This is a genomic window from Terribium retamae (assembly GCF_022347545.1).
Taxonomy (GTDB): domain Bacteria; phylum Pseudomonadota; class Alphaproteobacteria; order Rhizobiales; family Rhizobiaceae; genus Mesorhizobium; species Mesorhizobium retamae.
On record NZ_JAKREW010000006.1, the window covers coordinates 119,483 to 132,017 of the forward strand.

The following is a 12,535-nucleotide window of genomic DNA, read 5'->3' on the forward strand; positions in this document are numbered from 1 at the left end:
CAGGCAGGGAATTCTTCACGAGCCAGGAGATGCAACCGACGGCCGGGTCGGAAGCCGAAAGCATTGATGACAACCAGCGATTTCGTTCACTCGCTCCCTGCCCTGTGGCTTGCAGTTCTGGCGACCTTCTGTCTGGCAGGAGCGGCACTTGCAGCAGCCTTGATACGAACCGGAAAGTCCAGACAGCCGCCAGTAACGCCGGACACGACGCCTGACACGGTGCGGACCCTGCTGCGCGAATTCGAAAAAAACGGCCATTCGGCCGACGCGGCCCTCGTCAAATGGTCGCCCGACACGCTGCGCAAAATTCTCGCCACCGAATTGCCCGATGCACAGGTGATCGTGGTCTCGAACCGCGAGCCTTACATCCATAACCTCAAGGAGGACGAGGTCGAGCTGGTTGTACCAGCGAGTGGACTGGTCTCGGCACTTGAGCCGATCACCCGTGCCTGCGCCGGCACCTGGGTGGCCTATGGCGGCGGCTCGGCAGACCACCTCACTGTCGATGAAAACGACCGCGTCGCAGTGCCGCCCGATGACCCCTCCTATATGCTTCGGCGCGTCTGGCTAAGCGATGAAGAGCATGCGGGCTATTATCTCGGCTTCGCCAATGAGGGGCTCTGGCCGCTGTGCCATATCGCTTTCACGCGCCCGAACTTCCGGGCGGCAGACTGGGAGACCTATCAGAGCGTCAATCGCAAATTCGCCAATGCTGTCGTTGCGGAAGCCCGGAACGAACGGCCGATCGTGCTGGTACAGGACTATCACTTCGCGCTCCTGCCGCGCATGCTGCGAGAGCAACTTCCGGATGCGATCATCATCACCTTCTGGCACATTCCGTGGCCGAACTCGGAAGTCTTCAGCATTTGCCCTTGGCGCGAGCGCATCCTGGACGGATTGCTGGGCAGCTCCATCATCGGCTTCCACACCCAGTTCCACTGCAACAATTTCATAGAAAGCGTCGACCGCTTCCTGGAAACCCGCATTGAGCGCGAGGACGCCGCGATCTCCTATCAGGGGCGAACCAGCCTGGTTCACGCCTATCCGATCTCGATCGAGTGGCCCCCGGCCCAATTGGGCAAGGTGCCAGCGGTCCAGCAGTGCCGGGATCGCGTCCGCACCAGGCTCGGCCTTGCTGAAGGCGTCAAGCTCTGCGTAGGCGTGGAGCGGCTCGATTACACGAAAGGGATCGTCGATCGATTCCGCGCCTTGGACGAATTGTTCAACCGGCATCCCGAGTGGATCGGCAAGGTGACTGTTCTGCAAATCGCGGCGCCTAGCCGCGGCACCTTGCCGGATTATGAAAGACTGCACCGCGAATGCGAACGCTGTGCGGAAGAGATCAACCAGCGCTACGGCTACGAGGGCTACACGCCCGTACTCTTCATCGCCGAACATCACACGCAGCGCCAAGTCTATGAAATTTATCGCGCCGCGGATGTCTGTATGGTCACCAGTCTCCACGACGGCATGAACCTCGTCGCCAAGGAATTCGTCGCGGCACGCGACGACGAACAGGGCGTGCTGATCCTTTCCATGTTTGCGGGCGCATCAAAGGAATTGCTGGAGGCGCTGATCGTGAATCCGTTCGATGCTGCGACGATGGGGGAAGCGCTGCAGCATGCGCTGGCGATGAGCTCCGACGAACAACGCGATCGCATGCGGCGCATGCGCGAAATCGTGCGCGACAACAATGTCTATCGCTGGGCCGGCAGCATGCTTCTGGACGCAGCGCGCCTGCGCAAGCGCGCTGAGGTCGAACTCCCCGGCGCAGGCAACCCCATCGAAACCAACAACGTCGTCAGCCTGCCGGAGCGGTGGCGGGCAATGACATGACGTTCGTTGAACATAAATGAGAGGAGCAATCCGATGTCACATACGGCGAACCGGTTCGAACAGATGATGCCCCGTTGGGTGCGACATCTCAAAACCCGCTACAGGAGGCACAAGGCGTCTACGCCTGAAGACGTCGACGCTCACTGGCGTGAGATGGCAGAGAATGATCTCTACGGCGCGAATACGCCCGACTACACCCACGTGCCCAAGGAGAGTGCGCAAAGCGACCACCCGGCCAACCCGAAGCCGCAGCAATAGACTGCCGCCGGGATTTCCGCAGATCAACCACCGGCGACGGCACAGGCGCCTTGTCTGCCGGAACGAGCCGCGAAGACTGCGAGAATGATGTAGAATAAGCTTGCAGCGCCAAAGGCACAGCCATAGCCACGCACCACATCGCCTTGCGTCGCGGCTACCGACATCAGCACCGCCAACCCGACTGTTGGCCCCAGTTCCATCGCGGTGTTCATGACGCCCCCTGCCAATCCGGCCTGGCGTAGCGGCACATTCGTCATGGACAACACGGCCGAGCCCGAGAACATCAGCGACATGCCGATCGCGACCAATAGGGTTCCGGGCATCAGACCGACGAGATAGCTCGAGTCGCTGGCAAGCCCTGCTAGCAGCCCAAGCCCGAATGCGGCAACGACCAGACCGGCGATGGTGATCTGCACCGCGCCAAAACGGCTAACCAGAGCTGGCGAAAGATGGTTCGTAACGATCAGCGTCACGGCGAAGGGCAGGAAAGCCAGTGTCGTCGTGAGCGGCGACCAGCCCCGAACCTGTTGCAGGTAGAGCGACAGGATATATTCGATCGCGATCGAACCGACGGCGGCCAACATCATGCCGAGAAGCCCGGTAATACGGCAAGGATCGGCAAGGAAGGCCGGCGGCAGCATGGGATCGCGCATTTTCCCTTCCACGGCAAAAAACACGGCGAGGAGGATTGCGGAAATGGTCAATGGCGCCAAGACTGGTGCTGATGCCCAGGGATGATCACCGGTCATGATCAGCCCGTAGCTGCCGAGAACGATGCCTGCTGTTGCCAGCAATGCTCCGAGTGGATCGAGACGCGGCCTGGCAGCAAGATTTTCGTCGCCGTGACGCGGCAGCAGCACGCTGGTGCTGATCAAAGCGACCAATGCAACCAGGATGGGGACGGCAAACATCCAGCGCCAGGAAATCCAAGTCGTTACAATTCCTGAAAGAACGAAGCCCAAGATGGCACCCAGTACCGACACTCCACCCCATGTTGCCATGGCTTGACCGAAATCCTTTGGGTCAGGAAACAGCCGATGCAGCAGCGACATCGCGGCCGGTGCGATCATCGCCCCGGCGACGCCCTCGAGGAAACGCATTGCCGTCAGCAGTCCGTAGGTCGGCGCTATCGCGGCGATGACGGAAGCTCCCCCAAACAAGATCAGGCCAAGTATGAACATACGCCTGCCGCCGTAGCGATCGGCCAATCGGCCACCGAAAAGAAGCAAGCCGCTGAAGGGCAAGCCATAGGCGACCTGAAGCGTCAGCACGTCTGTCGCGGTTAGATCGAACTCGGCAGCAATCTTTGGCAGCGGCACCATGATCAGAGCGATCGTGAAGATCAGCGAGGACTGTACGAAAGCCAGCATTGCGAAGGCGAGACGTGCCGCTGGTGAGGTCGCCATTTCAATTCCTTTCATGGAGCGCAAAAGGCCACGGCCCGTTTCGCACGAGCCCGCAGTCCAACTTTTTTGAAAGCGCAGTCTGATTGCTCAGGAGCGATCAGCCGCTGTTGTAATGTCCGTCTTCGACGTCCAATCCGGCATCAAGCCAATCAGGAAAACCCTGCTCAAAACGGCGCGCAACCCAGCCATGAGCCCGCAGGATGGCCAGCGCGTCGGCAGACAGGACGCAGCGAACGCCTCGACAATAGGCGACGACCAGTTTGTCGCGCGGCAGTTCGGCAAGGCGCAGTTCCAATTCCTCAACCGGAATATTGATCGCCCGCGGAAGGCGTCCGGTCGCAAATTCGTCTGCGGGTCGCACGTCGAGAAGCACGATGGAATCCTCGTTCATGCGCCGTATGAGCTCTTCGCGGGAAATGTTCTCCAGCCGCGCGGCTGTGTTGGCTGCACCGCCCTCGACCAGTTCGCGCAACTGCGCGTTGTTGTGTTCGGCTAGACTGCGCAGGGCTGCCAGCACCATTTCGATCGGCCCGGCTGCCAGCCGGTAGAGCACTCTTTTGCCGTCTCGTCTGGTCTGCACCAAGCCGGCGCGTTTGAGATGCTGCAGGTGCTGGGAGGTGTTGGCAACACCGAGCCCGGTCAGATCCGTCAGCCTCTCTACCGCTTTCTCACCTTCGGCGATGTGATTGAGCAGAACAAGCCGATGGGCATGTCCAAGCGTACGCGCAATGTCGGCAGACAAGTCGAAAATAGGATGATGGGTGTCACTATCTGTCATGAACGCTTTCTAACATCACTCAATCATTCAATCAATCTATTGAATGATGATTTTTGATGCTTTATGAACGGCATCTCACATTGCCAGGAGTGCATGATGGATAGCGGTTTGGACTTTGCTTTGCGGGCCATTGCGATCGGCGTGGGGGCAACCGCAGTAATGGATCTTTGGGCGCTATTCCTGAAGCGGGCGTTCAGCATCCCCTCCCTGGATTATGCGTGGGTCGGACGCTGGATCGGTCATTTTCGAAACGGCCGCTTCGCGCATGCAAATATCGGACAGGCCGCCACCGTTCCGGGCGAAGCCATCCTCGGATGGGGTGCTCACTATGCCATCGGTATCGTTTTCGCTGGTCTTCTTCTGACGCTCGCCGGGGTCGACTGGCCTCAAAGTCCGACACCGTTGCCCGCCATCGCGTTCGGCGTCGTCACCGTGGTTATCCCCTTCTTCCTGATGCAGCCGGCTTTCGGTTTCGGCATCGCCGCCTCTCGCACGCCCAAGCCTGCCATTGCCCGACAACGCAGCTTGATGGCGCACTTCTCGTTTGGTGTTGGGCTCTATCTTTCGGCGCTGCTGCTAGCTTCGTTTTCGTCCTAAGCTATGCTGATTCCGTGGGCGGCGACGGAAGCACGGCCTAGCGAAGAAACGATGAAAATCCTGGCAATCTGCGGCAGCCTGCGCGCCCGTTCCTCCAACCTTGCCGTCCTCCAGGCTGCAACAATGCTCGCGCCCCAATCGCTCGACATCACCCTCTTCGATGGCCTTGAGGCGCTGCCCCACTTCAATCCGGACCGGGACACGGAAATCCCTCCTTCCCCGGTGTTGAAGTTGCGAGAGGCTGTGGGTCGCGCCGACGGACTGCTCATATGCAGTCCTGAATACGCGCGTGGCGTTGCCGGCGTCATGAAGAATGCGCTGGATTGGCTGGTGAGCAGTTTCGAATTTCCGGACAAGCCGGTCGCCGTCATCAACGCTTCGCAGCGCTCGACTCATGCCGATGCCGCCTTACGCCTGACGTTGGAGACGATGTCGGCCCGACTGGTCGAGGAAGCGTCGATCACCTTACCTTTGCTGGGACGAAACCTCGATGCGGACGGGATCCTGCAAGATTCGCAGGTTTCATCTCAACTAAGGACGGCGCTCGAGCACATGCATCGATTCATCATCGGCCCAGCCGGGAAGCTGTAGCCCCGGCAGGCAGAGGGGGCCGGTCTATTTCCAGGCTGTCAACTGGCCAGTTTTCGCTGATACCCGGCCGCACTTTCGAAATCGAAGAACTTCTGGATGGCAAGTGCGGACGCTCCCCGCAACCAGACATTGTTGCCCCAATCCACTTCCAGCGGCGGCGGCGTTCCGAAGGAATTCTCCCTCACCGCCCTGGCGAGCGGATCGACCAGTGCCCTTCCGAACCGGACCGCTTCGCCGCCCACGATGACGACCGCTGGATCCACAAGGTCGATCATGCTCACCAGCCGCTCGCCGATTTCGCGTCCGATCTTGCCCAGATAGATCGTTGCAAGCGGATCGCCATTGGCGGCCGCCTCCTGCAGATCTGGGGCTTCTGGACCTCGCAGCTCCCGCCAGCCCCTTATAATCCCCGGCTCGGAAAGGCGCCGATTCCAGCTCAACCGATCGCTTGTCGCCCAGCTGTCCTTGTCGCTGCGCAGGAAGCCGATTTCGCCTGCTGCAAAGCGCGCGCCGCGATGGATCTGGCCATTGAAGACCAGCGCAGCTCCCACACCCGTGCTGATGACCAGCACCAGAGCCGAACCGCGGGTGCGACCATATCCGAACAGTTGCTGAGCGATCGCAAAAGCATTGACGTCGTTGTCCACCCAGACCGGAACACTCGTGCGCGCTGCTATCAGTTCGGCAATCGGCACATTGACCCAGCCGAAGTCGTGAAATTCAAGGCAGACACCCCGATCCACATCGATCAGGCCCGGCATAGCGACACCGATACCGACAAGCTTGCCTGAATTGCTTTTCTGCTCGCGCAGCAACATCGAAGCGCCATCCTCCACCGCCGCGGCGACGGCAGCAGGATCATGGCTGGATAATGGGATCTCGCATGTGCCGATCGGTTGCGTGGATAGGTCCGTCAGCGTGCCTTCCACCTTGTCATGTGTAAGCTTGAAGCCGATCGACCAGCGTTGCCGATAATCGATGTTGAGCGGGATTGGCTTGCGCCCACCGGTGCTTTGCATCCCCTTGCCTTCAACGAGCATGCCTTCGTTGATGAGTTCTGCAGTAACTCCGGTCACGGCCGCAGGGCTAAGCCCGGTCTTGGCGGCGATTTCCACACGGCTCAGGCTGCCTTCGCGGCGGAGGCAGTTGAGAATCAGCCGCCTGTTCAGCGCGCGCGTGGTGCTTTGATCGCCTTTGAGGGTCACGGCCTGATTCTTTAATTCAATAACTTAATCCAAAGTTGGCGCATGATGCGCATGCCTGCAAACCAGATCAAGTGCCACGACGGCAACAACTATTGACGCGACGGCACGATCTCTCTTGGCGTCACGCCGAAGCGGCGTCTGAACGCGGTTGCGAAATTTGCGGGGCTTGTATAGCCGGCGATATCGCTAGCGCCTTGCACAGTCACCTCCCCAGTTTGCAGGGCAAGGAAGGCACGCTCCAGGCTTCGCTCGCGAATGTATTCGAACACGCTGGTGCCTTCGACCTGACGGAACAGTCGCTGCAGGCCGCTGGCACTGATGCCGGCGGCACGGGCGATCATCTCCACACTCAGGGAGTTGCCCGGACGGTTGTCGATAAGCTCCTTGGCTCGCCGCAGCCGCATGATGTCCTGGCGGGCGATGCCGCCGCCCGACGACGGTCTGCGCCCAGACTTTGTCACGGCGGCGAGCGTCTCAAGAATTATCTCGATCGCACGGCCCTCCAGATACAGCTTGTGCAATGCCGGTGAGAGTCCCGAAGGTGTCATGACCTGCTGGACAAGATCGATGACGCGTGGTGTCAGTGTCCAGGCATGATGGGCGAGATGATCCTTCAGAAAGCGCCCCGCCAGTCGTGCATCCTGCATCTCTTCAAGCCCATCCTGATCGAACCATTCCGGGGTGGCTGAGACTACGAGATGGCGAACGTGCTGGCGGCCGCGCGAGGCTCGCCTGAAACTTTCCGCGTTGACACTCATGATGGCGCTGCCCCGCATGGCGCTTCTCGGGTCTCCCTTGAACTCGAAATGGCGGTCGCCGATGTCGAGATCCACCTGGCCATCGAGGAAGATGATGCAAGACAAGCCCTCCTTGAGATGGGAGGTCACGGTGAACATGCGTTCCTCCACGACATCACCGCCATGGAGAAAGAGGCCGCTTCGCAATTCCTGATGCAGCAGCCTACCCTCGATCAGCGTGTCCTCATCGGCAAGACGATCATCGGGGCAGTCGAGAACGACGCCGTCCCTGGCCATGAAATCGCGAACACGGACCCGCTTCCCGAACTCCGGGGAATCAATTTCCTTATCGGTTCGCGCCACTGTCGACATCGCTTTCCGCTCGCATACCGCTCGCCGATATTACAAGGCTGAAGAATCATTCCCGCGCAAAGATGTCTGAGCGTCCGGCAAAGGTACCGGCGTTGTCACATATGCTTTGCTGCCCTATCCACTACGTTAACTTGACAAATGTAGTCAAATTTATTTGGGGCTTGGAATGGTTCGAATTGGCGTCACGGCATACCCTGGGGGACGGATTACATCCGGCTGTCGCAGTTGGCTGCTGCGCGGTTCCGTCCTGACTTTCGGGATCATGTCGGTGCTCCCGCTGCCGGCAAGCGCCCAGGAAGCTTCGGCACCCACCCAGCTCGAAAAGATCACCCTGGAAGGTGAAAGTGCCCGCGGGCCCGACAAAGGCATCGTCGCCAAGCAGAGCACCAGCGCGTCGAAGACCAGCACCCCGCTCAAGGAAACGCCGCAAGCCGTCAGCGTCGTCACGCGCGACCAGATGAAGGCTCAGGGCGTTGACAGCGTCGCGGATGCATTGCGCTATACGCCCGGCGTGCTGCCCGACCCGAACGGCATGGATGTGCGCTACGACTGGCTTTACATTCGTGGCTACAATACGTTCGGCACAAGTTGGTTGGATAGTCTTATCCTGCCGGGCGACCCCACGGGTTACGCAACGCCGACAATTCATCCTTTCGCTCTCGAGCGGGTGGAAGTGATCAAAGGGCCTGCATCCGTTCTCTACGGACGCACCGTGCCAGGCGGTCTTGTCAATCTGGTGAGCAAGCGTCCCCAGGAAACGGCGCATCGCGAAGCTTCGATCAAAACCAGCGCCTTTGGTGGCGTCGAAGGCGCCATCGATGTGACGGGACCACTAACGCCGGATGGCGAATGGCTGTATCGCTTCACCGGCCTGGCCAAGAACATGCATACCCAGATCGATATGGAACGCGATCGCAAGATCATGCTGGCTCCGAGTCTGACCTGGAATCCGTCCACCGACACCTCGCTCACCCTTTACGGTTACTACCAACGCGACCGCGATATCTTCAGCCCGCGTTTCTATCCGGCAATCGGCACGTTGCTGCCCAATCCGGCAGGGCAGATCCCGCGTGATGTCTTTCTGGCTGATCCCAACGCGAACCAGTTCAACCGCGACTTCTTCGCCGCCGGCTACGAGTTTTCGCATCGCTTCAGCGAAACCTGGACCGTGCGTCAGAACCTTCGCTATGCCCGTGCCGAGCAGGACATGTTCCTGGCCCTCGTCAACCCGGCCTTCGCTTATACAGGAGCGCCGTCCAGCCAGTTGAACAGGGTGAGCGGTGTCTCGGACGACAAGCTGTCCACCTTTGCGGTCGACACCCAGGCCGAAGCGGTGTTCGATACCGGCGCGCTCAACCACACCGTTCTTTTCGGTCTTGATTACGTGCACAGCGTCACGGACACCAACTTCGGCAATACCGGTGCCGGCGTTCGCGTCCCACCGCTTGATTTCCTCAACCCCATCTATGGGCTGCCGGTTCCGACTGCGCCGATACAGCGCTCGGGCTTGCAGAAACAGGACCAGATCGGTTTCTACGCTCAGGATCAGATCCGCTACGACCGCTGGGTCGGCACATTCGGATTGCGATACGATCGCTCCAGCATCGAAAGCACGAACCGCATGCTGTCCGGGTCGCAGCCTGTTGAGACGGATGATAGCCGCCTCACTTGGCGTGCGGGCGTCACCTACCTCTTCGACAACGGCCTGGCACCTTATGCGAGCTATACGACATCGTTCCTGCCGACCTTAGGAACCGACAAGTCGAACAATCCTTTCCGCGCCCAGACCGCTCAGCAATTCGAAGTCGGTGTCAAATACGAACCGGTCGGAGCACGCGGCATGGTCGGCGTGTCCGTATTCGACCTCACGCTCGAAAATGCGCTGACCCCTGACCCGACCGACACGCGTTTTTCCGTGCAGTCCGGCAAGCAGCGTGTTCGGGGCGTCGAACTCGAAGCCAAGATGGAACTTACGCCTGAACTCGACGTGCTTGGCGCCTATGCCTACTCGCATTCGGAAGTGCTGCGTTCGAACAGAGCTGTAGAGCTGGGCCGTGAGATGCTCAGGCTGCCCGAACACCAAGCCAGCTTGTGGGCGATCTACCGGCCGAGCTACGTGCCGGGCCTTGCGCTCAGCGCCGGCGTGCGCGCCATGTCGTCCTACCAGACTGACAGCACCTATCTGGCGCAACTGCGTATTCCGGCGCGTACCCTCGTCGATATCGGCGCGGAATACGATTTCGGCGCCGTCGACAAGACATTCGAGGGGACCAAACTGCAGGTCAACGTCAGCAACCTGCTCGACAAGAAATATGTCTCGCACTGTCTGAATCTGACCGGCGGCAGCTGTAACTACGGCGCCGGACGGACCATCACCGCAGGCATCAACTACACATGGTGACCGTTTCGGTCGGCCCGGTCGGCAGGCTCCGTTCCGCCTTGACAGGTCGCGGCTCTCTGCGTTCGTCGGCTCTGCTGCTCGGCCTTTTTCTGTGTGGCCTCATGGCGGGACCGGCGCGCGCGGAGATCCTTGTGACCGATGCCGTCGGCCGTGAGGTTCGGCTTGCGAAACCAGCAACGCGGATCGTGACGAACGAAAGCCTGCTGCTGCTTTCCCTGGCACTGATCGACCCTGATCCCGCGGCGAAGATCGCGGGCTGGGCTGCTCCCAGACGTCTCGACAGCGGTGTCTATGCCGCTTTCCGCCGGAAGTTTCCGCAGGCGGCAAACATCCCGGAAGTGGGCGGCGTGCTGCCCACGAAAAGTTCCGCAGAAGCTATATTGAGCGCCCGGCCAGATCTCTTCGTCGTCAGCATCTGGGACCCGGGCTGGAACGACATCGTCGAGATCCTCAAATCCGCGGGTGTCCCCACGATCTTCCTGGACAGCCCGAAGAACAGCACCCTCAGTCCTGCCGAGGTGACCGCCGTCTCGATGACATTGCTCGGCAAGGCGATCGGCCAGGAAGCAAAGGCAAGCGAGTTCGCCGGCTACGTCAAGGATAGATATCGTCTGATCGAAGAACGGCTCAAGGGTGCAAAGGAACGGCCTAGCGTCTTGATCGACGCCCATGCCGGCACGGTCTGCTGCTCGTCGCCCGGTGCCAGCAACCGTATGACCGAAGCCATCGAAATGGCCGGTGGCCGCAGCATCGGCGCCGATATTCCCGGCTATGACGGGCAACTCAGCGCTGAGTTTGTTCTCGGCATCGACCCTAAGGTCTATATCGCGACCGGGGGCCCGCACCTTGCCGCGCAAGGTGGCTTGGTGGTTGGCGGCGACGTGAATACGCAAGCGGCCCGCGCTTCGCTGCAGATGGCGATCGGCCGGGATTTCCGCGGCGAGTTGACTGCGGTGCGCAACGGACGCGCTTATGCCGTGTCACACCAGCTTTCCATCTCCGCCCTCAACTTCCTTGTTTTCGAGTGCTTCGCCAAATGGCTGCATCCGGAGCTCTTCGATGACCTCGATCCGGACCACACCTTGGCCGAGATCAACGAACGCTTCATGGCCGTGCCGCTGCAAGGCACGTTCTGGATCGGGTTGAAGGAAGCTGCCGCAGCAACCGCGCAATGACTTCGTCTGGACGCCCGCAGTATAGCAGTTCGAGCGCGTGACAGAACCCAAGCTTGAGTGCAAGGCTTTGATCATGATGACATTTTCCGCCCAGACCCGCGTGGTGCTTTCCGATCCCGAGGCAATCGTCGCACCGGTGTGCGAACATATGCTCGAGCATGGGGGCATCGCGCGAATGGAAGACGGCGTCCGCATTCTCGAATTCTCCGGGGCTCGTGTGCGGTTCAGCCTGATGGACGATGGCACATTGGTGGATGTCGAGGCCAACAGCCTGGAGAACCTCTATTTCGTACGTGTTGCCGTCGCCTCGCACATCCTCGAATTCGCCGAGCCCGCCACTCCCACCATCGTCTGGAGCGGCGACGGCGGCGATTTGGCGCGTCCGCCGAATTTCCAAATCCTGCGCATAACCGACGTACAAGACATCACGCCGCACATGCGCCGGATCTCATTTCACGGCGACAATGTCGCGCGTTTCGCGGGAATGAACGCGCTGCATCTCAACGTCCTGTGCCAGCATCCCGATCTCGCGGCACCGCAATGGCCGACAGTCGGCAGCAACGGACTTGCCCAGTGGGAAGATCCGTCGAGACGTCCAAGCTTGCGGAAATACACTGTGCGTTCGCTCGATGTCGCCGCCAACAGGCTGGACATCGACTTCGTGCTCCACGCGGACGCCGGTCCCGGGTCCGCACTCGCCGAGGCTGCACGAATAGGCGCCGAGATCGGCGTCATCGGCCCCGGCGGCGGCGGCCTTGTCGATGCCGACTGGTACCTCTTTGCCGGAGACGAAACTGCCCTGCCCGCCATCGCCCGCATGCTGGAACGTCTTCCTGCACAGGCGCGAGGCAAGGCCTTCATCGAGGTTGCTGACGAATGCGAAGTCCAGCATCTTGACTTCCGGGCCGGCATCGAGGTGACTTGGCTTTATCGCAACGGTGCCGCTGCCGGAACGACATCGTTGCTTGTCGATGCTGTGCGAAGCAGCGCGCCTCCGGATGACGAATCATCCGTCTACATCTGGGCTGGCTGCGAATTCGCCACGTTCCGGCAGATCCGCAGCTATTGCCGCACCGAATTGCGGCTCAAGAAGGATGAGCACCTGGTGGTATCCTATTGGAATCGCGGCAACAGCTCGGAATAACACGCGTTCGCCAGGTCTCGTGGGCGAACATCCCG

The 12,535-nt window shown here is 60.3% G+C and carries 11 protein-coding genes; 7 read left to right on the forward strand and 4 right to left on the reverse strand.

The window, feature by feature from the left end; translation table 11 throughout:
• Positions 1-66 precede the first annotated feature (66 nt).
• Together L4923_RS09360 and L4923_RS09365 are read left to right on the forward strand one after the other, a co-directional pair.
• Positions 67-1,836 carry an alpha,alpha-trehalose-phosphate synthase (UDP-forming) gene (locus tag L4923_RS09360; RefSeq protein ID WP_239363998.1) on the forward strand — a complete coding sequence of 590 codons (1,770 nt, stop codon included), beginning with the start codon at positions 67-69 and terminating at the stop codon, positions 1,834-1,836.
• Between the two features lie 33 nt (positions 1,837-1,869).
• Positions 1,870-2,094: a hypothetical protein gene (locus L4923_RS09365; protein ID WP_239364001.1), complete on the forward strand. Its 225-nt coding sequence runs from the start codon at positions 1,870-1,872 to the stop codon at positions 2,092-2,094.
• Positions 2,095-2,117: 23 nt separating this feature from the next.
• On the opposite strand, the gene L4923_RS09370 is transcribed toward L4923_RS09365, so the two are convergent.
• Entirely contained in the window at positions 2,118-3,500 is a 1,383-nt protein-coding gene (locus L4923_RS09370) for an MFS transporter (RefSeq protein ID WP_239364004.1), read from the reverse strand.
• Positions 3,501-3,597: 97 nt separating this feature from the next.
• A complete protein-coding gene (locus tag L4923_RS09375) occupies positions 3,598-4,278 on the reverse strand; it encodes an ArsR/SmtB family transcription factor (RefSeq protein WP_239364005.1) in 681 nt (226 codons plus the stop codon).
• 96 nt (positions 4,279-4,374) lie between these two features.
• Between L4923_RS09375 and L4923_RS09380 the strand changes: the two genes are divergently transcribed.
• Positions 4,375-4,875, forward strand: a complete 501-nt coding sequence (locus L4923_RS09380) for a DUF2938 domain-containing protein (protein WP_239364006.1) — start codon at positions 4,375-4,377, stop codon at positions 4,873-4,875.
• A gap of 51 nt (positions 4,876-4,926) precedes the next feature.
• A complete protein-coding gene (locus L4923_RS09385; RefSeq protein ID WP_239364007.1) occupies positions 4,927-5,466 on the forward strand; it encodes an NADPH-dependent FMN reductase in 540 nt (179 codons plus the stop codon).
• Positions 5,467-5,504: 38 nt separating this feature from the next.
• Here L4923_RS09385 and L4923_RS09390 read toward each other — a convergent pair whose 3' ends face one another.
• Positions 5,505-6,671: an ROK family transcriptional regulator gene (locus L4923_RS09390; protein ID WP_239364008.1), complete on the reverse strand. Its 1,167-nt coding sequence runs from the start codon at positions 6,669-6,671 to the stop codon at positions 5,505-5,507.
• A gap of 89 nt (positions 6,672-6,760) precedes the next feature.
• Complete coding sequence (locus tag L4923_RS09395; RefSeq protein WP_239364009.1) at positions 6,761-7,705, reverse strand: helix-turn-helix transcriptional regulator; 945 nt, start codon at positions 7,703-7,705, stop codon at positions 6,761-6,763.
• A gap of 343 nt (positions 7,706-8,048) precedes the next feature.
• Between L4923_RS09395 and L4923_RS09400 the strand changes: the two genes are divergently transcribed.
• The 3 genes from L4923_RS09400 (at position 8,049) to L4923_RS09410 (ending at position 12,500) form a co-directional block, all read left to right on the forward strand.
• Positions 8,049-10,181 (forward strand): TonB-dependent siderophore receptor, encoded by a 2,133-nt coding sequence (locus tag L4923_RS09400; protein ID WP_239364012.1) that lies wholly within the window; start codon positions 8,049-8,051, stop codon positions 10,179-10,181.
• Positions 10,175-11,356, forward strand: coding sequence for an ABC transporter substrate-binding protein (locus L4923_RS09405; protein ID WP_239364015.1), 1,182 nt, complete (start codon positions 10,175-10,177; stop codon positions 11,354-11,356). Before L4923_RS09400 ends, L4923_RS09405 begins: the two co-directional genes overlap by 7 nt.
• Before the next feature lie 73 nt (positions 11,357-11,429).
• A complete protein-coding gene (locus L4923_RS09410; protein WP_239364018.1) occupies positions 11,430-12,500 on the forward strand; it encodes a siderophore-interacting protein in 1,071 nt (356 codons plus the stop codon).
• Positions 12,501-12,535: the final 35 nt, after the last annotated feature.